Raw genomic sequence first — 23,053 nt, forward strand, 5'->3', positions numbered from 1 at the left:
TAAAAATAAAAACATGAAAAAATATATAAAATTCCTTTTGATGACAGCACTTCTTGCTTTCTCAATAGGGTGCAAAAAAGATCTGAATCTGACAAATAAAAGTGCTTATACTTACGATACTTATTTTAACAGCGATGTTGCAATAAACCAGGCTGTTGTAGCCACCTACGCCGCTTTGCTGCATACGGGCTTTTGGTCTGGTGATTATTACACTACTTTCGACCTTCTTGGGTACGACGCTAAAAACAACCAGCCCCTGTTAGGTGATTATTTGCAAGTGGCCCAGTATAATTTTGGCCCGGACCTCGACGTGATGAACAATACCTGGTCGGCATTTTACCAGTTAATTGCACGGGCCAATGTAGTTATTGACAGGGCACAGGTGTGGAAGCCTGCCAATGCATCAGAAACAACCGATCAGGCGCAATATATTGCTGAGGCTAAATTTTTGCGAGCTTATGCTTATTTTAACCTGGTTAATTGTTTTGGACGGGTACCTTTACGTACTAAATATTTACCCTTGCCGACACCTGCCGATATCAATATGCCGAGATCGTCAGTTGCAGATATATGGGCATTTATTGAACAGGATTTGAAGGATGCCGAAGCAGGTTTACCAATATCTTACCCTGCAACCAGCTATGGCCGTGCTACGCAAGGTGCCGCGGTGGCGTTGTTGGGCAAATCATACCTTTATGAAAAAAAATGGGGCCAGGCCCAGACCGAACTCACCAAACTAACACAGCAGCCTTTTACCTATGCACTGGCACCGGTTTATAATGACCTGTTTGACGATCCTAACCAGGATAATCCTGCCTTGAACCCTGAAAGTATTTTCCAGGTAATGAACCAGCAGTGGACAGACTGGGGGATTGGTAACCAGTATTATATGTTTGGGGGCCAGGAAACCTGGGGCGGCAAGGCAACACATACCGTTCGCGCACAATCATATGGCTTTAACGATTGGAACAATGTTTATGTAACTACAACTGCTGTTAAAGCGTTCACTTACCCTAACCCGCAAAATCCATCAGTTAATTACGTTGATTCACGTGCCGCTTTTACTTTTTACGGCGATGCCGCAAGCGGCGGGCAGACGCAGTATTGCCAGCAATGCGCAACAGGTCCGATAGCTTATCCTTTCGCTACAAAAGGTTACGAATGGCTTAAGTACGAATATTATAACAAGGTAGCTACTTTTGGCGGCCCGCAAAGCGGTATCAACGGACAGGTGATCCGCTATGCAGATGTGTTGCTGATGTTGGCCGAAAGTTATATTCAGCAGGGCAATACTGGTGATAAGCCTCTGGCCTTAATTAATCAGGTGCGTAGCAGGCCAAGCGTTAATGCGCCGCTTTACACAACGTTAGGTAGCCAAACCGACGCCATGCGCATATTAATGCGCGAAAGACAATTAGAACTAACAGGCGAACAAAGCCGTTATTTTGACCTTATCCGCTGGGGCATCGCGAAGCAAACTATTAACGCCGAAAGACAAATTGAAGATGGCACGCAACCTTTTCAGGATAAAAATGTGCTGTTCCCAATACCATTGGCAGAAAAGAACGCTAACTCTGCGATAGCAAAAGATATCAGTGGCGATTGGAACTAATAATGTAACGTGGTTGGCAACACAGGTTAAGTATGGCCACCAAGAAGTAAAGAGTTAAAAAACAGTAACTTTAAACTCAAAAAAAGCCGTCTCGTAATTGACATGAGGCGGCTTCTTGATTTTAACAATATCAGACATCTGGCGCTGTCTTTGTAAAATAAACATCAATCAGTATTAAAAGTCCACTTTGAATTATCACTGCGCATATCAAATTTTGCAAGTGTCGGCGTACTATCTCCTGAAGATACCAGGGCCAGCTGCTCTTTTGAATTAGGGATAGCCTTAGGCATTATCCGGTAGCTGCCATCGGTAAGCTGGTCTATCCGCCATAATTGTTCGGGTGTGCCGGTAAATGCTGGTAGTGTTATTACTTCAGCTTCGGCTGTGGACGCCAATACCCTGTTGGTTCCTGCTATCCCAATTTTATAATAGGGGCTTCCGGGATATCCTCCTGCGTCGGGTACTGCCGTGATTGTCCATTTTTGATGTGGCCGGGACATATAATCGCCTATTCTGACACTGATATTTCCGGTAGGCCAGGTGTTGACCACGTCTGTTAGCTCCTGTGTTGGAACAGCTTTTACAGGTTCATCATTATTCCGGTTAAATCGCATCCCGCCCGGCATTCGTACAAAATCAACTGCTAATTCGAGTGCATATCTTCTTCTTTCTGAGGTGATTTCGTAAGTTCCTTCATTAAAAATATTGCCTGCAACCGGCCAGCCCTTTTTCCAGAGCAAAGGACGGATGCCCAATACGCTATAGGCGTTCCTGTCTAAATCGGCTTCATAATGGCATGACATTTTCTGAACGCCATCGCCAAGTATAATACGCCCGAAGTGCCCCGGACCTATCAGTTTTTTGCCTGCCGCAAGCACCATTTTTCCACCGCCTTTTAGCATATCCCGCCCCACGTTATCAAGGTAGGGGCCGGTTATTTTTCTGGAACGGCCAACCACAATATTATAGGTTGAATTTGGGCCGTCGCAGCATGTGCCGTGTGTGCCAAGCAGGTAATACCATCCGTCCTGGTACATCAGATCGGTGGCTTCGCAATCAATGGCAATGTTTATGGGTTTGTTGCCAGGCATCCGTTTGCCGGTTTTGGGGTCGAGCTCTACCAGGCGGATAAATCCGAAATAAGTACCGTATGATAACCATAACTTTCCGGAGGTTGGATCAAGCAAAAGCCCCGGATCAATGGCATCATTATCTTCCTTTCCGTCGGATGAAGCTACAACTACAGCTTCCGAATACTTAAAATCGGGCGATTTCGGGTCGAGCGTTTTATTCCACATGGTAAGGATCCTGCCGTTGTGGCCGCCTCCCAAGCCTCCGCCTGTCGCGCCATATGCTATCAGATAACGGTCGCCGATTTTTACAACATCCGGAGCTGCCCCTCCGCCTGGCCTTACGGCACCGCTGTTCCATGTCCAGCCATCATCGGATATCAATCCCCCGCCAAAGGTGCCGAATGTGTAGTATTTACCATCACATAACATAATGGTTGATGGATCATGTATAAATGGTTTCCCTACTTGAGCGAAAACAGCGCTCGCTGCACATATTGAAAGCGAGGCAATAGCCCCTGATATTTTAGTAATGAAGTTCATAGTCAGCTGATCAATAAATTTATTCGTAACTAATTGTGAGGTCTTTTACGGGCATCCCTTTTTCATCAAGGAAGCGGATGCAGAAATCACTCATTCCGGGGCCATTGATCACCGCGCCACGGATAATATTTTTCCCTTTATTAATTGTAAGACGGGGTGATACACAATCATCCATTACCATACGCCTGTCGCCCGATAATAGAATAGCTTCCTTTTCATTTAGCCACCACATCGATGCCGAGTTTGATCCTACGGCCATTCTTACATTTTTAATTTCGCGCGGGCTGTTGATAATGGTCACGGCCCAAAACAAAACGCCATAGGTTGGCTTTTTTAACCCGGTTGCAAACCTGAAAAGTTTAACATTGAAATTGTTGCTCTCCAGTGCATGCCAGGTTAGTTCCTGGCCCTCAACCTTTACCTTTTCACCATTTTTAGGAACTCCTGTAAACTGGTTTTGAAAATAACTGGTAGTAAATGCCGACCTGAGATAACTGTCGGTAAATACGGTATTGCTTCGATTGGGTTTATTAATTGGCTCCAGTAATAGCCAACGCCTGATAAACCCTTCGTCGTCCGGCGTCTTTTTTAATGCTGTTGCCGGAATGAAGTAGGGGGAGAGGCTTACTGTAGTATCGCTTTGAGTGATGCCGTGTATTTTATGCCGTGGCGTAGCAGAACGGCTAAGCACTGCCGACCCCAATAAAATTGCAAGGCATACGCCGGGCAACAACACTTTGTATTTTATATTCATGTGATCCTTACTGTGGTTTATAAAAGCGTTTCAGGCCAAAAATAGATATGCCGGCAAAGGGTAAATACCACTATTTGTCAAAACAAAACAACTTTTGGACGATTAGATCAGGCTTTACCGGTTGTTAGGGATAAAAAGATGTTGGTATTGAATCCCCCTAAACGATGATCGGTTTGGCTTACCTTACCTGATCTATAACAAAATGGGGTTCGAATGGGCGGTTGAGTAAGTGCCGGGTTTTGTTATGGGGAAAATAAGAGGCTGTATCGTAAATTGTGATACGGCAGGAAAATCGCGTTTAAACCAGTACACTCGATTTCGCTCGAAAACTAAGCCTCACCTAAATCCTCTCCTTTGGAGAGGATTTAGGTGAGGCTATAAACGACAAGTTTAAAAGCGATTTCCCCGTTGTGATACAGCTTTTTTTGGCTTATTCTGATACTTAAGCGATATATAGTTTCTATTTAATTAACTTTATTAACAAAATGGGGGTTAACAGGGTTAACACAAATTAATGCTAATTTTTGATTATATAGTTCATAATCAAGTGTTTGAGTTTTTTTTATGCGAAAAAAGTGTTAACCCCTCTTTGTATATATTATCGACTAAATTTCAATTTATAGTTAACACAACACCAGGGGGCGTCAATTTGATTTATGATACAACCTCTCCAGTAAGCTCTTGTTGAATCGGTCGTTTATTTATTAAAGTTGTTAGTTAGCTTTAGTTTTCAATACCAGGGTGGTTACGATTGGATCTAATTGTACCCCGGTTAGGTCGAGATTGATACCGGTTACATCCTGATGGAATTTAACTTTTTTACCCTTCAGCACAGAACATGCGGTAACAGTCTGTTTAATTGGCGGTAATTTAATAACAGTTTCTCCCTCCGGCATTTTTAGCAGGTGGATGTATATGTTATTGCCTTTGTAAGTAGCGCCATAAAAATCATCAACAGGTTGAAAAGGCCCGGAACGAGTTTGATAGATACTTTCACCATTTTTTGCTAACCAGTTTCCCACTTCCTTCAGCCGGTCCACATGTGTTGGAGGAATAACACCGTCCGGGTCGGGTCCAACATTTAATAACATGTTCCCGCCTCGGTCAACCGTGTTAACGAGCATAGTTATAATTTTTTCCAGCGGCATCAACCGTTGGGCTTTATTATATCCCCAACTCGTTTCGTTAAGGTTCAGGCATTTTTCCCATGGGAAGGGAATAATAGGGCCTTTAACATCCGCGCCGCCTTCATCGGTTTGGAAATCTCCTACCATTCCTGATCTTGGATTAATAACCACGTCGGGGTTATAGCTGCGTACCATGGCATTAAGTTTTAATGGTTCCCAGAACCATGCCGCATCGGCATCAGTACCTTTATGCGCCAGCCAGCCGCCATCGTACCACAAAATATCTATTTTGCCATAGTTTTTCATTAGTTCTTCTACCTGCCCATACGTTTGTTTCTTGAGCAGGGCAGCATTGTCAGGAAGCCCCTTAGGGTCGAAATAACCAGGAAAACGCCAATCCAGAGGAGAATAATAAATACCGACGTATAGACCCGCTTTACGGCAGGCATCTGTATACTCTTTTACAAAATCGCGGTGAGCAGCAGTTTCCCAACTATCAAAATGCTTATAACTTGAAGGGCTGTTCCAAAGGGCAAAACCATCATGATGCCTGCTCACCATTACCATATACTTCATGCCCGCCTCTTTTGCTACCTTAGCCCATTCTGCGGCGCTAAAATGCTTCGGATTGAATTGGTCTGCTAATTTAGCGTATTCCTCGGCCGGTATCTTTTGGTTAAACATGGTCCATTCACCCGTGGCCGGGATTGCATATAAGCCCCAATGTATGAACATCCCAAATTTTTGATCTTCCCACCATTGCATCTTTTCGGGCGGAAGATTGGAGCCCGGCCCGGATACACCTTGCCCCACACCCTTTAACGAGGGGTAAATCTTACCTTTTTCCATTGATTTTTTTTCTGCATCGCCCATTTCCTGGCTTTTTACAGCAGAAGAATAACTCATGAGAGTTAACGTAAGCCCGGTTGCAATAATTTTTATTTTTTGCTTGAACATAATTTAGTTTCAGAATTAGCTATTTATATAATTGACAACACAACCATCTTTGCGTTTATAAAGGCTTTTTACAATAACTCAAAGCAAAGGTTGTAATACGGTTATCTGGTTGCACGAAATTATATAAAACACCCTTAGCAGGATTAATATTAATCAGACTTTCATTGGCATAAATCCGACCCGTCCTGGTATGCTTTCAACAGCTATGACAGCAACTCATAGGTGTCTGACGGAAACCAACGATCCGGAATATTCAGCATGATCTCTGTATTATTCTGAAAAGACGATTAGGTTTATAGCTATTATTGTGTATTGCTGATGTGGAAAAAATCAAAATCGACATAACCGCCCGTTTGTCTGCTTGCGTAATTGAACAGGCCGAAGCGGTACCCCATAAAATGAGGAATTGTATAAGCCATTTGCAGGGGTGTACCGATAGGCTCCCATTTTTGTCCGTCGAGACTATAAAAAAAGTGAGCTTTGTCGGTACGGTTAGTAAAATCACAGCTTGCTTTAAGGTAAATAGTCGTTTGTTTTAAAGGTATGCTGGCCGCTTCTGCAGCAGCACCGGTCTGGGTATTAATCATTACAATCTGCCTGGAGCCATGGTCTGATTTAACGCCGACGAAGCCATATCGCTGTTGCAGTAATTCCAGACCTGCAAAATCGCCGTCTTTCATGTTGGAAACGTCAATTAAAGTTGTTGCCGAACATTCAGGGCCAATGGTGCGTTGCGTTAATGTGTTACGCGCCGATAGTAAAGTGCTGTCTGTTCGTCCGGTGATTAATCGCAGGTAGCCGGGCCGCTTTTTGAACGACCACAGCCGATCATCTGGGTTATGGTTCCATTGCCATACTAACGGCAGCGCCGGCTCTCCGTTTTTTCGGCCAAACTCGTCAGATGATACAATACCCGGAATCAAGCCTTTACTTACAGGTAAATCCAGCGTATCGGGTGCTTTATGGTCGATACCCAATTCAGGCCATCCATCAGTCCACTTAACCGGTACCAGGTACGGCACCCTGCCAACGGCGCCAAAATCACGAAATAAATAGGCATACCAAATGCCGTTAGGGGTATTGATAAGCCCGCCCTGCGCCACACCTTTATCCTGGAGGCCTACATGGCCCTCATAGGGCCCGGTGAGTTGATCTGCCCTGTGTATTAAAACAGTACGCATTCCTCCTTTTGGCCAGCTGATGTTGAAAAGATAATATTTCCCGTTTACTTTAAACAGCTGCGATCCTTCAGCAGGCAAACCAATGTTGGGACCAGCAACGGCGCTTGCATTCCCGATAAGGATTTGCGGTTTTTTATCAGGATTGACGCCGGATAGGTCCTCATTCAATTCGGCCAGCATAATTTTGCCGCTCCCGTAAACCATATAGGCTTTTCCGTCGTCATCAAAAAACAATGAATGGTCATGCAGCGCCGGCGTAAAGGATTTTACTTTCCATTGGCCTGTTTCGATGTTTTTTGTGCTGTAGATGTATGTTTTATTGGTTGTACCCGAAAAGGTGGACACATAAAATGTTCCGTTATGGTAACGCAAACTGCTTGCCCAGGATCCCCGGCCATAGGCGTTTGCCCCGTTTGAGAGGTTAAGGGCATCCCCATCGTCAAGCGTACTATAAGCGTAGCTTACTATACGCCAGTTTACGAGGTCTTTTGATTTCATGATCGGCAGCCCCGGACTAAGATGCATAGTGGTGCTGCTTGCATAATAAGTATCGCCAACCCTGATCATCGACACATCCGGAACGTCGGCATAGATAATAGGGTTTTGGGCAGTTTGTGCAAATCCCGGCAAAACTGCCATCCGCCATATCAGGTAAGTTAATATCAGCTTGCGGAGTACGATGCCTTTTTTTTGATAAGATTCCATTCAAAACATTTAAAAGTTAACTACCGGCCAATATGCCTTTTTACGCTGAAGGTTTTCATCAAACAGCAGCGGATAAGCTTTGATAACCGTACGGCTTGTTGCCTGGGTTGCAGCAGCGCCGCCGGCAATGCCACCGCCACGATAGTCGAGCCAGCTGTGCTTGTCAGACACGTTCCAAAAAGTAACCCCGGTTATTACCCTTTTGTATTTCCTGAAGATCTCAAAGATAGCCTTATACCTCTCTGCTTGCTGAGCGGCCATGGCTTCCGTGTAAGACGAATCCTGCATTGTTTGATCTCCTGTTTTACGAGGCTGGGCTGTTCGTACCGTAACATCCAGTTCGGTGATCTGTAGTTTTAATCCAAGTGCCGCGTATTTATCTATAGCTTCGGTTATTTGTTGAATGGTTGGGTCTGTTAATTTCCAGTGGCCCTGTAAACCTACTCCGGTTACCGGCACGCCGGCATCTTTAAGGTTTTTGAGCAATTTACAGATCTTGTCGCGTTTGGATGGAACTTCACTATTGTAATCGTTGTAAAAAAGCTGGGCATCAGGGGCTGCTTCATGAGCATATTCAAAGGCTTTGGCAATAAAATCCTCGCCGCAGATCTGGTACCATAATGAGTTACGCAGGTAGTTGTCGGGCTTATCATCAATGGCTTCGTTAACTACGTCCCATGCATATATCTTGCCTTTAAAATGAGTGACTACTGCCGTAATATGGTCTTTGAGCCTTTTCAGTAAAACTTCCTTACTTACCTGTTTGCCCGTGCTGTCTTTAAACATCCATACAGGTGCCTGTGCATGCCACAGCAAATTATGGCCCCTTATTTTCATGTGGTGCTGCAGTGCAAATGCTACTATCGCATCGGCGTTTTTCCAGTTATATTCATTTTCCCGCGGATGGATAGGCCCCATCTTCATGTCATTTTCAGGCGTAACACTGTTAAATTCCTTTGCAACGAGTTCTGCCTCAGGCCCGCTAAGTGCCGCCATGTTAACCGCTACGCCAATAGGAAAATATTTTCGGTAATAATCCTTCAATCCTTTATCCGGCTTGTGTGGCGAGTGAGAAACCTGACCTTCTTCCGTTCCTGGATGTAATGCCTGCCGGCCTGTAAATGACATAAAAGCGGCGGAGCTCACCAGCAACAACGGAGATACAAAATTTATCAGAGTTTTAAGTTTCATTTTGGTATGGAACAGTTGGGCTAATGTAATTTGATTTATTTAAAACTTATCCAGTCGATATTGGCACCGGTACCACTTTTTAATACGATCACCAGGTCGGCAATTTTGGGTGGAAGCGAGGTGAGACGGTGTTGTGTAAGCTGCCAGTCGCTTCCTTTGCCAATGTTCGCGGTAGCCAGTAATGGCCCGGTGGTGTTGCCAAGCCGTACTTCTATGGTTGCCGGGCCTTCCGAGTTAGCCATAACCTGCATTTCTTTAAATTTTTTGCCATTAAAATCAACCCGATTGTAACGGATCCAACTGCCGGCGTCTTTTAAAGTGGTTTTCCATCCGTCAAATCTTTTTGCTGTATCAAGAAAGGAGATCTGCACAGTACTATCCTTATCGCTGTACCTGTCTATCTGTATTTTTTCTGAGGCTTTGGTTATCCCCACGCCACGCAGGGTTGGGATAACTTTTTTAATCGTTCCATCGGCATTGAAGAAGAGGCTGTCGCACCTTATCGACCTGTTTTTGTCGAAATTCGGCGACAGATCATCGTTATGATAAAACAGGTACCACTGATTTTTAAACTGGATGATGGATTGATGATTGGTCCAGCAGCCGGAAGCCGATTCATCCATCAGCACCCCTGCAAATGTAAAGGGCCCCATCGGGTTGTTGCCGGTAGCATATTCCAGCCTTTCAATTTTATTGGCCACATGCGGATAGGTGAGGTAGTAAATACCCTTACGTTCAAACAGGTAGGGGCCTTCCTTTAACCCTTTATCTGGCAGGTTAGCTAAAATTATGGGCTCTGAAGCAAGCTCGAGCATGTTTTCTTTAAGCTTTGCCGCGTACAGGTTACCCTGTGCCCAATACAGATATGCTTGTCCGTCTTTATCGATAAACACATTAGGATCGATGCCGTGCACGCCTGTTATAGGCTCCTGCTGCGGTATAAACGGGCCGTAAGGTTTATCAGCTATGGCCACACCTATGGTAAACCCACGGCCGTTTTCGCTGCCTTTCGCAGTAGTGGGAAAGTACATATAATATTTCCCGTTGCGGAAAATGCAATCGGGCGCCCACATGCTGTAAGATGTTGGTTCGGCCCAGGGTACCGTGGTTTGGCTGATGATCATACCGTGATCGGTCCAATCGGTGAGGTTAGCCGATGAAAAAACGTGATAATCTTCCATGCAAAACCAACCGGGCCGGCCATGGCCCGGCGTTGCCTTAATATCATGCGAGGGGTAAACATAAACCCTGTCGCCAAAAACACGGGCCGAAGGATCGGCGCTGAACTGGTCCCTGATTAATGGATTTTGCGCGTCCGATAGCTCTGCGAAACCTATCAAAGACCCTAATAATAGCCAAAACTTAAATTTTTTCATGTGCTGAATTTCCGGTTGGATTTTTTGATCGTCGATTACTTAAACAGGATAGGAGCAAATTTGTAAAGATCATTTCGCCATACAGGCCAGGTATGCCCGCCCGGATATTCATAGTAAGTATGCTTTATCTTCATCTCGTCAAGCTTTGCTAACATGATCTGGCAGTTTTTATAGGCGATATCCTCCTTGCCGCCCATGGCTATCCAAAATGCCTTAAGGTTAGTATTGATTTTAGCCGTGTTTTTATTCATAAAATCATACTGCGCATCGGCGATGCTATTTTGTACCGGCAAAATCCATCCCGAGCTGAATACGCCCAGGTAACTGAACATATCGGTATTGTATATGCCTGTATAAAGGGTATTAAGCCCACCCATAGAAAGACCGGCCAGTGCACGGCCCTGTGCGGTGCGGTCAACCCGGTAGTTTTTTTCTATAAAAGGAATGATGTTCTGTTTTATTTCATTTGCAAAGGTTTTGAGCCCGGCTTCACCAAAGCCTGCACCGCTAAAATTGGCATCGGGCATTACTACAACCATTGGCTTTGCCTGTTTGGCTGCAATCAGGTTATCCATGATCATATTGGTTTTACCCTGGGTTGCCCAGCCGGTTTCATCTTCACCGCCGCCATGTAATATATATAGCGTAGGGTATTTAACCTGACTTGCATCGTAACCCGGTGGCGTGTAAATAAAAAGCCTCCGCCACGATTTGGTGACGCTTGAAAAATAAGTTTTGATGCGGATATCGCCGTGCGGAATGTTTTTAACAGCATAATAATCACCGCCCTCAAAAGGTATTTCAATACCGCTGGCCATACGACCCATACCATAAAAGGTTTGGCTTGAAGGATCAGCTGTAGCAACACCATCTATAATCAACGAATAATAATGGAAGCCTTCGCCAATAGAATCAGTTGTGGCTGTCCAATAACCGGCGGTGTCTTTTACCATATCATATTTTTTGCCTAGATCAACCTGTACCTTTTGTGCTTCAGGTGCTTTAACACGGAATTGCACCCGGTGGTCGGGTAGAATAAAGGGATATTTTGCGCCCCGGATATTGGTAGATGCAGGGCCGCCCAGGATCAGCGTATTAAATTTATCGATATCAACAGGTTTGAAAAGGAATTGCGAAAACAGGTAAAGATCATTCTTCCAGACTTTAAAGTCATGTATCCCCGGCTCAACGCTGAAAATATGCGGTACATTTTTTTGCTCGAGGTAGTCGTGGGTACGTTTACTGAACGACATTAACCCGTCGTGATCACCGCAGGAGATCCAGAGCAGTTTAAGTTTGCTTTTTGCAGCTTCCGGATCGGGTACCAGTTCTTCAGGTTTTTTAGTGTTTGGTGCGGATGAAAAGCCCCCAACCCAGGCAAATTTATCCAGGTTACCCAGCCCAAAATTGAGCGATTGTCCGCCACCCATCGATAAGCCGGCCAGTGCCCGGTGTTCACGGTCAGTGTAAACAGGGTACTTTTTCTGGATGTATGGGATCAGATCGTCCAACAGGTCGTGTTCGAAAGTTGCAAAGGCGGCAACTTTATCCGGTGCCATTATGTTGCCGGTGGCGCGGTCATCTTTCATGGCGCGGCCGTTGGGCAGTACCACAATCATTGGCTCCAGTTTTTTATCTGCATACAGGTTATCCAGTATCACCTGTGGCGTGCCCTGGTTAAGCCATTCAAATTCATCGCCGCCAATACCATGCAGCAAGTACAAAACAGGGTAGGTCTTTTTTGCAGTATACCCCGGCGGCAGGTAAACTACAGCGCGACGCCTGGAGTCGACTGTTTTTGAATTATAAGTAACGGTATCTAATTTTCCGTGTGCTATCCCTGCACGATAAGTGTCAAATCCAGCCGGCGAGTGTTTAAGCGCAGGCTGTGATATGGCCATCATGGCAGGCAAAATGCCAATGGCGGTAAGGTAGGCTATCTTTTTCATAATTTTTTATCTGTTAATCTGCGGAACTGATCTCTCCTCAGATTAACAGAAGCTAAAGCGGTTAAAATTGTATTAGTTTTTGCTCGTTTGAGGAATACCCGAAAGTAGGGGAAGCACTTTTGCCGCGGTTAACACAAATTATGATAATGATAGAACGAATGTTTAACCGAAAAAAAATAATTAATAAACCGGCTGGCGAAAATCAATGAGCGAAAGGTAAACACAGCGATTATGCGCCCGATGTTGTCGGTGTGTTTATTAAGTTACTGATTTTCAATTATATTTGACTGGATTAGGCCTCCCGCAGAGTGGTTTCTCCGGATCAATTGTAACAATCATATAGCTGCGGCGCACAGATACATTCGTGGTATCAAAATATTGGATTGTGGTAGCAGGCCATTTTCTGTACGGATACTTTCGTATGGTCGATAATCGGTATCCCCGATCAGAAACGCTTATAATCAATCTTATAAACCATGAAATTAAAAATTTACTCATCAAGGCCGGTTATGGTGGTGATGGCATTAATCTGTTGCCTGTCATCTATCCATGTCACGGCTCAAAAACTAAAGTTAAACAAGCTGGGCTATTTCGAAACACCCGGCGTAAACGTCCTGGTATTCAGTAATCAATACAACGGGATTTTTCAGGACGAGAAAACAGCAGGGGTAGAGCTGATACACCATGGTGTACGCACCATTACAGGTGGAGCAGTACGCCTGCAAAATACACCAGAGCAGTGGGACCTGGTGCCCACAATGGTTAATCGTACAGTGGATAGCGTTAACCATCGCATCGACGTAACCATGCGTTATGAAGGTTATGATTTTGATTCAAGGATCAGTGTAACACCAAAAGGCAACGGCGTTGAGTTGAGTTTATATCTCGACAAGCCGGTTCCGGAAAAATTGGCTGGCAGGGCTGGTTTTAATCTCGAAGTGATACCATCGGCCTATTTTGAGAAAACATTTTTGGTTGATGGAAAACCAGGCGAATTTCCGCTGTATCCGGCAGGTTTAACCAAAATGCTTCCTTCAAGCCAGAAGATTCCGCAGTTTGCGGGGCATAGCACATTTGATGATCGCGGCCGCAACGAGTTTATTGACCCTGCACCGCTTGCCACCGGCAAAACGCTGGTGATGGCCCCTGAAGATCCCGAACGCAATATCAAAATCCAATCGACTGATGCCGACCTGATGTTGTTTGACGGCCGCAGCCTTGCGCAAAACGGATGGTTTATTGTGCGTAGCTTGTTACCTGTAGGTAAAACAGGCAAGGTATTAACCTGGTATATCGAGCCTAATGCCGTACCGGGTTGGAAACGTGCGCCGGTAATTGAGTTTTCGCAGGTGGGCTATCGCCCGGAGCAGCAAAAGACTGCCGTGATCGAACTTGATAAAAACGATACACCGCTAAAAAGCGCAACGCTTTTTGAAGTAACACCAGATGGAAAATATGTTGAGCGATTAAAATCAGAAGTGCAGCACTGGGGGCAATTTACACGTTACAATTATTTGAAGTTTGATTTCAGCAGCGTAAAGAAATCCGGTTTATACGTTATTGCCTATGGCGATCAAAAAACCAACGCTTTTCCAATCAATGCCAATGTTTATGAAAATATCGGGCATCCAACAATGGATGTCTGGTTCCCTGTACAGATGGATCACATGATGGTGAATGAGGCCTACCGCGTGTGGCACGGCGCTCCTTTTTTAGACGACGCTTTGCAGGCTCCTCCCAATCATCAGCACTTTGATACATACAAAATGGGGCCTACCACCGATACAAAATATAAACCACTTGAACGGATCCCCGGACTTAACGTTGGCGGTTGGTTTGATGCCGGCGATTTTGATATCGAAACACCCTCGCATTGCAGCGTTGTGCTGAGTTTTGCGGAAGCCTGGGAGAATTTTAAGATCGACCGTGATGAAACTTATGTAGATTACCCAACCCGCTACGTAGATATACACCGGCCCGACGGCAAACCAGATGTTTTGCAGCAACTTGAACATGGTACGCTTGCGCTGGTAGCGCAGATTGTGAACATCGGCCACGCGGCACGCGGAATCATTGTGCCCAATTTACACCAGTACCATCACCTCGGAGACGCGGTTAACGAAACCGATAACCTGCCTTACAACCCCTCGTTAAAACCTTACCAAACCGACGGAAAATCAAGTGGTACTATGGATGACAGGTGGGCATTTACCAACAGGAATATAGCCCTGGATTACCAGGCTACCGCTGCGCTTGCCGCTGCCAGCAGGGCGCTGAAAGGTTATAATGATACGCTGTCGGCTCAAAGCCTGCAATGCGCCCGGAAACTCTGGCACGAGGATGATAGCCTGAAAATGCATATGGACTCTGCCGCAAAGGCACGTAATATGTTTGCCACCGGCAATGAAATGCTTGCATCACTTCAATTATATATCACAACAAAAGATCCGCAGTTTGCAGATCATTTCAAAAAGCTGATCATGCCCATGCTTGACCGTTTTCCCGGCTTTGTTATGATAAGCGCGTTACATGCTTATCCTTATATGGATAAAGATTACCAGGATAAAATAGCGGGATATATGCAAAAATACAAAGCCTCGTGTGATGAGTATGATAAGCAGAACCCGTATGGTGTGCCTGTAACTCCCGGTGGATGGGGTGGTAGCGGGCAGGTTATTAATTTCGCCATTACCAACTATTACGCTAACAAGTATTTTCCCAATATCATCGGCCCTGAATATGTTTATAAAGGACTGAATTATATCTTCGGATGTCACCCTTACTCCAACCTTTCTTTCGTATCAGCAGTGGGTGGCCGTTCAAAAAAAGTAACCTATGGTAATAACCGCGCCGATTTCAGGTTTATTCCTGGCGGTGTGGTACCTGGTATCCTGTTACTTAAACCTGATTTTCCGGAAAATAAGGAAGACTGGCCGTTTTTCTGGGGCGAGAACGAAGTAACAATAGGCGGCTGTGCGCAGTACGTGGTTTTATCAGGAGCTGTTAATCAGTTAGGGCAGCATAATTAATGTAAGCTCGGGATAATAAAACCATGATGTCATTTCGATCGAACCAGAGGTGGTTTCTGCGGTGGAGTGAGGAGAAATCTTCTGCTCCTTGCTTTTTCGCGCAGTATGTTGTAGAAGATTTCTCTTTCGCGCCAACACTCAGCCGGCCCTCTGCTCTGTCGAAATGACATTTTTCATTATTTGAGAAATGAAATCGGTTCTGTGAATTTATAAAAAAGCCCTGTCAAGAGAGACCGACAGGGCTTTTGTGTTATTTATAGGGGCGATAGAGCTTTATTCTTTAAACAGCAAAGGGGCAAGTTCATAAAGACTTCGGCGCCAGGTAAGAAATTCGTGGGCGGTGTTTTCAGATACGTATGATACAGCATCATATCCGGCACCCTTTAAGGTAGCTACTGCGTTTTTTACGCTTTCGGGCCGTTCCTTACTGCCGCAGCTTATAAATATTAGTTTAGGTTTTGCCTTGTCTTTAAGTTCGTCCGGGGTATAAATGCCGCCGCTGAGCAGGCCATAATAAGCAAAAAGTTCGGGCTTGTTTAGCGTTATCATATGCGTTTCCATCCCACCCATTGACAACCCTGCCATAGCCCGGTGGGCCTTGTCGGCCTTTGTGCGGAAGCTGGCATCAACGTAGGGGATAAGCTCATCAGTTAATACTGTTTGAAACGGCTCTATCTTAAAGCTTTTTAATGCACCGGGGCCTGGCCTCACATCATTGGTCATGCCGTAAGTCATTACAATGATAAATGGCTCTATTTTGCCGCCTGCAATTAAGTTATCCATAATCAGGTTGGCGTGGCCCTGGTTGCTCCAGGCAGTTTCATCTTCGCCCCAGCCGTGCTGCAGGTATAATACCGGGTATTTTTTTGATTTATCTTTTTCATATCCGGGCGGAGTGTAAACGAAAGCCCTGCGTGAAGTATTGGTGCTTTTGGAGGGGAAAAGGATCTGCTGCACATTACCGTGCGGAACATCTTTAAGCGCGTAAAAATCCTGATCGTGAGCGGGTATTTCAATACCGCTTTCCCAGCGCGTAGAACCATAAAAATTTAATGTACCCGGATCGTTAAATACTCCGCCATCAATGGTTAAGTGGTAGTAGTGAAACCCTTCATCCATTGGCCCCTCTGTAGTGCCGGTCCAAAACCCGTCGGCTCCTTTTGTGAGCTTAGTGCCCCCGCGTCCGCCAAGGCCAAGGCTGACTTTGATACTGTCGGATTGCGGGGCTTTGATACGAAAACGAGCGTAGCCCTGCGAGTTCACCTGGGGATACTCTTGCCCCGGCTGATTATAGGTGGATGGTTTAAAATCGTCGGCTATTGAATTTGAAGCCGTTTGTGCCATGCAGAGGCCGGAGGCAAATGTAATGCCCAATAAGGGAAGTAAATGTTTGGCGTTCATGATTGAATATTGAGGTTTATTTATTGCGGATTAGCTGAGTGTCCGGACTGTTTTAATCAGGTAAAATGTTGTTTTACATGATTAATGATTAAATTGCAATTAATTGTATTTATTACACATATTTTAATTGTTGCTTTGTTTAATTTTTACCCGGTCCGGTTTTCGTTATGAATGAAACATTGATCAGGAATAAAGTCTTTCAAAATAGTTTATAAGGGCGATCTTGCTGTTTGGGGCTGTTTTTTTTATTGTAAAGGTATTTTTATGGCCAAAACAGGGTACGCAGTTTTTAGCATAATTTTACAACGTTTGTCGTTAATAAGTATGTTGACATCATCGCTATAAAATTGTTTATATTCACTTTTGTACAATAATTATTGATATAATTGAACAAGTGTGTTATTTCTTTGAACAAAAGTTTGCCTGTTTCGCCGGCATAAAATGTAAATTTGGATAGTGATGTATTTCAAAAGCATCAGTCAAACCAATTTTAAAACCATAATTCATAAACAATTTTTTCCTGCGGCTTGTCTGCACCGGAAATTGTAACCTGTCACTTATGAAGCATTCTTTACCCAAATTCTGTACGCGTGTAACGATGTATGCCGTGCTGACCGGCTTTGCGCGTATTGTATTGATGCCGGTTGTCTTAACCGTATTCTGTATCCAGGTATATGCACAAAAACCTAATATCAAGTTCACAGCATTAACCACCAAGCAGGGATTAATGGGCAACGCCGTAAACACCATAATAAAGGATGTTAATGGAATGATATGGATAGGCACGTCAGAAAGCTTGAACCGATATGATGGCAAACGCTTTAAAGTTTATCCGCTGGGCATGAAAAGGCAGGTTGAGCCCGGTTCAAACGAAATAAGCAGCATTTGCATTGACCGTACAGGTACATTATGGGTAGGTACTATTGGTTATGGTCTTTATTATTATGATCGGGCGGCGGATGCTTTCAAGAGTTTTACTTCGCCCTTAAAGGGACAGCATTTAAGCCAGGGCGTTATCACTGCTATACGCGCGGATAGCAAGGGCGCTATATGGGTAGGTACCGTGGATGGGCTTGATGTGATTGCTCCGGACCGTGAACATATCGGTCATTTTGAAACGGGTGCAGATAAGCCAGGCCAGATACCGGTTAAAAGTATGGGCTATATTTTTGAGGATAGCTACAACCGGATGTGGGTATGTACCAGTGCGGGCTTGTATTTGTATGATGAAACGCATAGGAGTTTCAAAGCTTTCCGCCATCAAAAAAAAGATCCTGGCAGCTTGCCATCTGATGTAGTAATGACAGTTGGGCAAGATAAGAGAGGGGACGTGTGGGTTGGTACATCAAATGGCTTAAGCCGCTTAACAAAAGATGGTCAACACTTTATTAACTATCGTTATAATGATAAGGACGAACATTCATTGTGCGGCGATATTGTTTACAGCATAGCTGCCGACGACAAAGATCATATTTGGGTAGGTACAGAGGGGGGCCTTAATATCATGGATATTAATACCGGACAATCCGTCCGTTACCGTCATGACCCGCGCGACCCGTACAGCCTTAACAGCAAATCTATCCGGAGTATTTATATCGATCCCGATGGTATTTATTGGGTGGGGACCTATATGGGCGGCATCAATAAATACGACAAGAACCTGACTTTATTTAATTACGTTCAATCAACCGAGTTAGATCCTTTTGGTCTTAGCGCGCCTATCGTATCGTCATTTGCACAAAAAAACGATAATGAACTGTACGTAGGTACTGATGGCGGCGGCCTTAGTATCTTCAATAACAAAACCAACCGTTTCAGTCATATCCCCATAAAGCCCAAAGAGAAAATAAATTCGGCAGGTTTGCCCATCCTGGCTATGTTGCTTGATCATAAACAGCAACTATGGGTAGGAACATTCGGGCACGGGCTTTTTAAACTAAACACAGCGACAAACGCCTATACGCAATTTACCAGTGGCGTGGGAAAGCAAAACATCAGTCAAAATAATATTTTTTGTTTCAGGGAAGATCACTTTGGTAACATATGGATTGGAACTAACGGAGCCGGTATTGATATTTTTGATGCTAAGGCAGATACTTTCCGCAGATTTTCGCCGGCTATTTCGCCGGTAAAAGGTTATAAATTTCCTTCAAACGGCTATATCAGGGCCTTTGAAGAGGATAGCGACGGCAATATGTGGATTGGCTCGTACGGCACAGGCATCGCTATTTATAACCCGGGTACAAAAATGTTTGATATTCTTAATCCGGCTAACACCGGCTTGCCAATAGCAGAAGTTTTGTCAATAAAAAAGGATGCCGGCGGAAATATGTGGATAGGCACAAACGGTGATGGTCTTTTCTGTTACGATTATCGGCATAAAAAGGTAACCGCCTTTAAATATAATAGCCAATTACCCAACGGCGTGATCTGTAAAATTTTACAGGATAAAACGGGTAATATTTGGTTCAGCACTAATCAGGGCATTGGCCGGATTGATCCGGCAGACCAGAAGCTTTACGTTTATTGTCATGATAATGGCCTTCAAAACAATGTGTTTTTAAATGGATCGGGCATTATTGGTGCAGATGGTACGCTCTATTTCGGTGGTGTGGATGGGTTTAATTATTTTAGAAGCGCTGATGTGAGGCTCAACAAAAAACTGCCGCCGGTGGTGTTAACTACCCTAAGTATAGATAACAAGCGGATCTCGCCCGATCATGACAATCCATTGCCTGTTAACATTAATGGGATGCAGCAAGTCACTATCAAGTATAAGCAGGATTTCTCCATCAACTTTGTTGCGCTTAATTATACGCTTCCGCAACAAAATCGTTATTCGTATATATTAGAGGGATTCAGCAATTCCTGGAAAAATGCAGGTACTTCAACAACTGCCAGCTATACTAATCTTGATCCGGGCGAGTACACCTTCAGGGTAAAAGCTGCCAATAACGACGGAAAATGGAATGATATAGGTACATCGCTTAAAATTATAGTGAAGCCGCCTTTCTGGATGACCATATATGCTTATATATTTTATGTTCTGCTGGCTTTTGGCGTGTTATTACTTATCCGCAGGCAGGGTGTCAAAAAGCTTAAAAGAAAGCTTCATGATGAGCAGGAGCGTAAAGCAGCCGAAGCCCGTCATGAATTGGATGAAATGAAGATTAAGTTTTTAACCAACCTGAGCCACGAATTCCGCACACCGATATCTTTGATAATGGCACCGGTTGATAAACTTCTGGAGCAGCCTAATACCGAACCTGTTGCCGAGCAATTAGGCGTTATCAAAAGAAATTCGCGCAGGTTGCTTAACCTGGTCAATCAGTTGCTTGATTTCAGAAAACTTGAAGAGAACGAACTTAAATTGAATTTGGTTGAAGGGGAGTTCATTTCTTTTGTTCGTGAAGTTGCCGATTCGTTTTACGATCTGGCCAGGAGAAAAAAGATTTCAACCGTTTTTAAGACTACCGGAGAAAGGTTATTTGCAAAGTTTGATCATGACAAAGTTGAGCGGATATTATTTAACCTGCTATCCAATGCTTTTAAATTTACTATGCAGGGGGGACAAATTACCGTGGAAGTTACTGCTCCCGTTATTTCGACGGATGGCAGCTCATACCAGCTTAGCATTTCAGTTGCAGATACCGGTACGGGCATTTCGGCCGAACAGGTTGGTCACGTTTTTGACAGGTTTTACCAGGCGGATGCCCAGCCCGCTATCCTTAACCAGGGCAGCGGGATAGGCTTATCCATTACGCGCGAGCTTGTACAACTGCACGGCGGCCAGATTAGCTTGGAAAGTGAGCCGGGTAAAGGATCAACGTTTTCTTTAACCATTTCACTGCCGGTAATTGATCTATCCGAAACAGCAATAGCCCACCAAAATCAGCCCGAAACGGCATCCAACTTTACCGGCGAAGATACGGACAGCAAGCCACAACCTGAAATTGCTACAGGCATTGACAGGCTGCATGTGCTGATCATTGAAGATAATGATGATATGCGGCATTATCTGGCCGAAAACCTTGGAGCTACTTATAAAGTATCCGAAGCGGTTAATGGCCGGGACGGCTGGCATAAGGCGCTCGCTGTACATCCCGATCTGATAGTCAGCGATATCAGTATGCCTTATATGGATGGGATCCAATTAAGCTGTAAACTCAGGGCCGATAAGCGAACCAGTCACATCCCTATTATTTTGTTAACTGCGATGGCAAGCCAAAAGGATCAACTTGCAGGACTGGAGTTGGGTGTGAATGATTACCTTACCAAGCCTTTCAATTTTGATATCCTGAATATCAAGATCAAAAACCTGCTTCATTTAAATAAATCGCTTAAGGAAACTTACCAAAAAAAAATAAAGGTTATCCCTGCGGATATGGATATAGAGTCCTCGTCAGAGCGGTTTATTAAAGATGTGGTGATGTATATTGAGAAAAATATGAACAATCCCAAATTCTCTGTCGAAGAGATCAGTCATCACTTTAGCATGAGCAGGGGATCATTTTATAGCAAGATCACTGAACTCACCGGGGAACCGCCTGTAGAATTCATCCGCTCGATAAAACTGGACAAGGCAACTATATTGCTCGAGAAAACCGATCTGACCATTGCCGAGATCGCATATTCTATCGGTTTTTCTACGCCTCATTATTTTACCAAATCATTCAAAGCAAAATATAACATCTTACCATCCGAATACCGGGTGAAAAAAGTAAGCGTTAAAAGCGTTGCTTAGAAACTGCAAGAAAATGAAGAATATCGTTTACAAATAGATAAAATTTCATTGCCGTTGGTTTCAACCAACGGGATAATGGGTAGCGATAGGAGGGCTTCAGCCTAAATCTGCTGTATAATTGGGCTAAAGCCTGGACTTTTCAACTCTTTTACTGTTGGTTAAAACCAACGGTAATGAATGTTTTTAAAACTTCTTGGGGATAAAAGTGAGCACGCTATTATTTGCCGGTGCTCCCGGTTGGTTGTGCCGGTACAGGATCGGCAGTGGATTGGGGCTTGTAACCCAGTAAATTAAGCATTTTTAATCCGTACCTTGTGCCTAAGATCCGGTAGCCTTCGGCTGTGAAGTGTAATTTATCAGGTGCAGCCGGGCACCCGCCCGAATTGATCACATAGGCATTGGGGATAACAACCGGGAGCTGATCGATTATTTGGTTCATCGCCGCACATTTGCCGTCCTGATCTGCATTAACCAGTTCACCGGCCAGCAACGGAACTTTCCGGGCTTTCAGATGAAGGTCCTTTACCAGCATGTCATAAATACCTTTCACTTTTTGTGTCCAAAGTGTGTCATTAGGATTTGACTCGCCCTGGTGCAGCAAGATCCCTTTGATCACGCCATTTTTTTGAGCGAGTTTAGCCATCTCTACTAAATGGCCGTAAGGATCTCCGCCATATTCATTGATCATGTTTACCATCCAGGAGGGTGCGGTCGCAACATAACTCTTATAAGTGTCTTTCTGGAACAAATCAATTTTACAACCCGCTACTGATACATTCACTATGCCAACTGTTATATCGTCGGGCAGGGTGGCTATTAAAGTGCGACCGAAGTAGTCGGCCGGTGTAAGGCCTGTGTAGCAGCGTGCCAAAGGTGGCACAGCAGTATACCAGTTGCCTTTTGTTCGTTTAAGGTTAGGGCAGTCAACTGTTTCCAATACTTGTAAGCGCGGGTCAACAACGGTATCCTGTGGTTGAATACGGGCGTTACCTTCCATATTCGACTGGCCGAAGCACAAAAAGATATAAAACTTTTTGTTTTGGGCTGATGCAGTGCCGGTAAATAATGAAATGATAACGAACAGGGTGAAAAAAAAGGCTCTTGTATTCATTGTATGTTTTGAGGGTTTTATATCGGGCAAATAGCCCGGCAGCTACTCAATAAAAGTACCTGAACAACCAAATATGCTATTACAACAATTGTTGAAAGTACTATAACAGTTGTTGACGCCGGCTTATGGCTTTGATAGCGTTTATAACCTACCGAAAGCCTGGTAACCCACAAATAACGCTTTAAAAACGCTTATATGGTTCCAACAGTCGTAAACCAATGTGTTAAGCTTTTCAACATGCGTGTCATATAAAGTTTATGTCGCTCAATACTTTTGACTGAGCGAAGCTGACTAACTACAAAC

General features: G+C 44.4%; 12 protein-coding genes. 3 read left to right on the forward strand and 9 right to left on the reverse strand.

The window, feature by feature from the left end:
* The first annotated feature begins 13 nt into the window (after nucleotides 1-13).
* Nucleotides 14-1,612, forward strand: a complete 1,599-nt coding sequence (locus AC59JO_RS05775; RefSeq protein ID WP_497304015.1) for a RagB/SusD family nutrient uptake outer membrane protein — start codon at nucleotides 14-16, stop codon at nucleotides 1,610-1,612.
* Nucleotides 1,613-1,776: 164 nt separating this feature from the next.
* Here AC59JO_RS05775 and AC59JO_RS05780 read toward each other — a convergent pair whose 3' ends face one another.
* From AC59JO_RS05780 to AC59JO_RS05810, 7 genes are all read right to left on the reverse strand, one after another.
* On the reverse strand, nucleotides 1,777-3,225 hold the full coding sequence (locus tag AC59JO_RS05780; protein ID WP_497304017.1) for a family 43 glycosylhydrolase: 1,449 nt from the start codon (nucleotides 3,223-3,225) through the stop codon (nucleotides 1,777-1,779).
* A gap of 19 nt (nucleotides 3,226-3,244) precedes the next feature.
* Nucleotides 3,245-3,979, reverse strand: coding sequence for a hypothetical protein (locus AC59JO_RS05785; RefSeq protein WP_497304019.1), 735 nt, complete (start codon nucleotides 3,977-3,979; stop codon nucleotides 3,245-3,247).
* A gap of 713 nt (nucleotides 3,980-4,692) precedes the next feature.
* Complete coding sequence (locus AC59JO_RS05790; protein WP_497304021.1) at nucleotides 4,693-6,063, reverse strand: alpha-L-fucosidase; 1,371 nt, start codon at nucleotides 6,061-6,063, stop codon at nucleotides 4,693-4,695.
* Between the two features lie 302 nt (nucleotides 6,064-6,365).
* Nucleotides 6,366-7,949, reverse strand: a complete 1,584-nt coding sequence (locus tag AC59JO_RS05795; RefSeq protein ID WP_497304023.1) for a glycoside hydrolase family 43 protein — start codon at nucleotides 7,947-7,949, stop codon at nucleotides 6,366-6,368.
* Nucleotides 7,950-7,958: 9 nt separating this feature from the next.
* Complete coding sequence (locus AC59JO_RS05800) at nucleotides 7,959-9,140, reverse strand: endo-1,4-beta-xylanase (protein WP_497304025.1); 1,182 nt, start codon at nucleotides 9,138-9,140, stop codon at nucleotides 7,959-7,961.
* Between the two features lie 35 nt (nucleotides 9,141-9,175).
* A complete protein-coding gene (locus tag AC59JO_RS05805; RefSeq protein ID WP_497304027.1) occupies nucleotides 9,176-10,516 on the reverse strand; it encodes a family 43 glycosylhydrolase in 1,341 nt (446 codons plus the stop codon).
* 35 nt (nucleotides 10,517-10,551) lie between these two features.
* Entirely contained in the window at nucleotides 10,552-12,465 is a 1,914-nt protein-coding gene (locus AC59JO_RS05810) for an alpha/beta hydrolase-fold protein (RefSeq protein ID WP_497304029.1), read from the reverse strand.
* A gap of 476 nt (nucleotides 12,466-12,941) precedes the next feature.
* Here AC59JO_RS05810 and AC59JO_RS05815 point away from each other — a divergent pair, with 476 nt between their 5' ends.
* Nucleotides 12,942-15,494, forward strand: coding sequence for a glycoside hydrolase family 9 protein (locus AC59JO_RS05815; RefSeq protein WP_497304031.1), 2,553 nt, complete (start codon nucleotides 12,942-12,944; stop codon nucleotides 15,492-15,494).
* Between the two features lie 273 nt (nucleotides 15,495-15,767).
* Here the strand turns inward: AC59JO_RS05815 and AC59JO_RS05820 are convergent, their stop codons facing one another.
* Nucleotides 15,768-16,895 carry an alpha/beta hydrolase-fold protein gene (locus tag AC59JO_RS05820; protein ID WP_497304033.1) on the reverse strand — a complete coding sequence of 376 codons (1,128 nt, stop codon included), beginning with the start codon at nucleotides 16,893-16,895 and terminating at the stop codon, nucleotides 15,768-15,770.
* 559 nt (nucleotides 16,896-17,454) lie between these two features.
* Here AC59JO_RS05820 and AC59JO_RS05825 point away from each other — a divergent pair.
* Nucleotides 17,455-21,639, forward strand: coding sequence for a hybrid sensor histidine kinase/response regulator transcription factor (locus AC59JO_RS05825; RefSeq protein ID WP_497304035.1), 4,185 nt, complete (start codon nucleotides 17,455-17,457; stop codon nucleotides 21,637-21,639).
* Between the two features lie 217 nt (nucleotides 21,640-21,856).
* Here AC59JO_RS05825 and AC59JO_RS05830 read toward each other — a convergent pair whose 3' ends face one another.
* A complete protein-coding gene (locus AC59JO_RS05830) occupies nucleotides 21,857-22,750 on the reverse strand; it encodes a sialate O-acetylesterase (RefSeq protein WP_497304037.1) in 894 nt (297 codons plus the stop codon).
* Nucleotides 22,751-23,053 lie beyond the last annotated feature (303 nt).

This window comes from Mucilaginibacter sp. A5337, from assembly GCF_059690695.1.

What these genes read in the sequence shown, in the direction of transcription:
- AC59JO_RS05825 (WP_497304035.1), top strand. Translation starts at nt 17,455, where the DNA reads ATGAAGCATTCTTTACCCAAATTCTGTACGCGTGTAACGATGTATGCC.
- AC59JO_RS05780 (WP_497304017.1), bottom strand. Translation starts at nt 3,225, where the DNA reads ATGAACTTCATTACTAAAATATCAGGGGCTATTGCCTCGCTTTCAATA.
- AC59JO_RS05810 (WP_497304029.1), bottom strand. Translation starts at nt 12,465, where the DNA reads ATGAAAAAGATAGCCTACCTTACCGCCATTGGCATTTTGCCTGCCATG.
- AC59JO_RS05795 (WP_497304023.1), bottom strand. Translation starts at nt 7,949, where the DNA reads ATGGAATCTTATCAAAAAAAAGGCATCGTACTCCGCAAGCTGATATTA.
- AC59JO_RS05820 (WP_497304033.1), bottom strand. Translation starts at nt 16,895, where the DNA reads ATGAACGCCAAACATTTACTTCCCTTATTGGGCATTACATTTGCCTCC.
- AC59JO_RS05830 (WP_497304037.1), bottom strand. Translation starts at nt 22,750, where the DNA reads ATGAATACAAGAGCCTTTTTTTTCACCCTGTTCGTTATCATTTCATTA.
- AC59JO_RS05775 (WP_497304015.1), top strand. Translation starts at nt 14, where the DNA reads ATGAAAAAATATATAAAATTCCTTTTGATGACAGCACTTCTTGCTTTC.
- AC59JO_RS05815 (WP_497304031.1), top strand. Translation starts at nt 12,942, where the DNA reads ATGAAATTAAAAATTTACTCATCAAGGCCGGTTATGGTGGTGATGGCA.
- AC59JO_RS05790 (WP_497304021.1), bottom strand. Translation starts at nt 6,063, where the DNA reads ATGTTCAAGCAAAAAATAAAAATTATTGCAACCGGGCTTACGTTAACT.
- AC59JO_RS05800 (WP_497304025.1), bottom strand. Translation starts at nt 9,140, where the DNA reads ATGAAACTTAAAACTCTGATAAATTTTGTATCTCCGTTGTTGCTGGTG.
- AC59JO_RS05785 (WP_497304019.1), bottom strand. Translation starts at nt 3,979, where the DNA reads ATGAATATAAAATACAAAGTGTTGTTGCCCGGCGTATGCCTTGCAATT.
- AC59JO_RS05805 (WP_497304027.1), bottom strand. Translation starts at nt 10,516, where the DNA reads ATGAAAAAATTTAAGTTTTGGCTATTATTAGGGTCTTTGATAGGTTTC.